Raw genomic sequence first — 1,666 nt, 5'->3', positions numbered from 1 at the left:
GGGTCTTCACGGCCAACGCCGCCGGGGGCATCGAGGTCATCCTCCCGTGCGGCGACGCCCACGTGCAGCCGGTGGTCGAGGTCTCGCGCAGGTGCGTCCTCGACATCGGCGACAGGGAGTGGACCCTGGGCCCCGGCTCCTGGACCCTCGACGACATGTGGCTCAGCCCCGGCGACAACCGCGTGGCCATCGACACGACGCCCGGGATGGGCGACGACGCCTGGCAGGGGTTCGCCGACTCCTGGGACGCGCACCTGGGCATGTGGTGCGCCATGGCCACCGCCTCCTCGCCCCTGCAGGAGTTCCCGGCCTGGCAGGGCATGGGAACCTGGTGGGACGTGGAGGACCGCAGCTGGGACTCGCTCGCCTTCCCGCTCGACACGTCGGGCGGCGAGTACAACGTCTACTTCGCGTACGAGTGGAAGGAGCTCTAGATGAGCACCAAGACAGCGAGCATGAAGCTCGTGAAGCCGGCCATCACGGACAAGGTCCAGCAGACCATCGCCGACCTCGCGGCCAACTTCGACTGGATCGACAGGATGTGGCCCGTCGGCTCGATCTACATGAGCGCCGCCGCGACGAACCCGTCGACCTTCCTGGGCGGCACCTGGGCGCGCGTGGAGGGCCGCTTCCTCGTCGGCGCGGGATCCGACTTCGCGGCGGGCACCACGGGCGGCCAGAGGACCATGGGCGTCCACCGCTCAGGCGAGGAGGCCGCGGGCTACGGGCTCACCCAGACCGGCGGCTACAGGGACCGCGTCGTGGTCGCGGGCGAGGACTACTCCGGCAAGCTGCTGCCGCCCTACCTCTCCGTGTACATCTGGAAGAGGACGGCGTAGGGTGTACCGCCTCAGCTACGCGGGCAAGACCCTGCATGACCCGAGGCTGCCCGACCGCGTCGTGACCTCCTGCGACTGCAGGCTGACCGTCAGCGAGCCCGGCAGCCTCGCCTGCGACGTGCCGCCCACGAACCCCCTGTCGGGCACCTTCGAGTGCTACGACCCGTCCCGCGAGGTCGTGCTGGAGGAGGACGGCGAGGAGGTCTTCAGGGGCCGCATCACCTCGGTCAAGCCCTCCGTCGACGGCACCGAGAGGCTCACCTGCGAGGGGCAGCTCGCCTACCTCTCCGACTCCCTCGTGCGGCCCTACGGCACCTACGCGGACGAGTCCAAGGGGTGGAAGGTGACCCCGTCCAGGTCCCTGCGCGAGGTGGCGGCGTTCTACGTGGACGAGCACTCCCGGCACAGCGACGGCACCCAGGCCTTCCGCGTGCGCAAGAACGAGCTGCCGGACACGCAGGTGACGCGCTCCTCGACCCAGTGGCCCAAGACCATGGCCGAGATAGAGGACAAGGTCCTCTCCGGCGGCTATCAGGTCGTGGCGGGCCACGACGGCCTGGGGCGCTACGTCGACTTCCTCGCCGAGGGGTGCGGGGACAACCCGCAGGTGGTCGAGTTCGGCGAGACCATCACCCAGTTCTCGGACGTGACCGAGGCCGAGGACCTCGTGACCTGCGTCGTGCCCTACGCCAGCTACCAGGACGGCAAGAGGACCGTCCAGCTCACACTGGACGGCGTCGAGGACGGCGAGTTCGGCAGCGGCTTCCACGTCGCGGCCGACGCCATCATGTCCAACGAGGGCGTGAGGCAGCACGGCGTCGTCTGCG

At 69.7% G+C, this 1,666-nt stretch carries 3 protein-coding genes; all 3 read left to right on the top strand.

What is annotated here, in order from left to right; translation table 11 throughout:
* On the top strand, positions 1 to 434 hold a 434-nt coding region (locus BQ7388_RS12500; RefSeq protein ID WP_159430851.1), incomplete at its 5' end, for a hypothetical protein.
* Positions 435 to 839: a phage baseplate protein gene (locus tag BQ7388_RS10645; protein WP_072500642.1), complete on the top strand. Its 405-nt coding sequence runs from the start codon at positions 435 to 437 to the stop codon at positions 837 to 839. It abuts the gene before it with no gap.
* A gap of 1 nt (position 840) precedes the next feature.
* On the top strand, positions 841 to 1,666 hold an 826-nt coding region (locus tag BQ7388_RS10640; RefSeq protein ID WP_159430850.1), incomplete at its 3' end, for a hypothetical protein.

This window comes from Olsenella phocaeensis (assembly GCF_900120385.1).
Classification (GTDB): Bacteria; Actinomycetota; Coriobacteriia; order Coriobacteriales; family Atopobiaceae; genus Olsenella_I; species Olsenella_I phocaeensis.
Note: the sequence above shows the minus strand (reverse complement) of the source record. Positions and strands in the feature narration are given on the sequence as shown.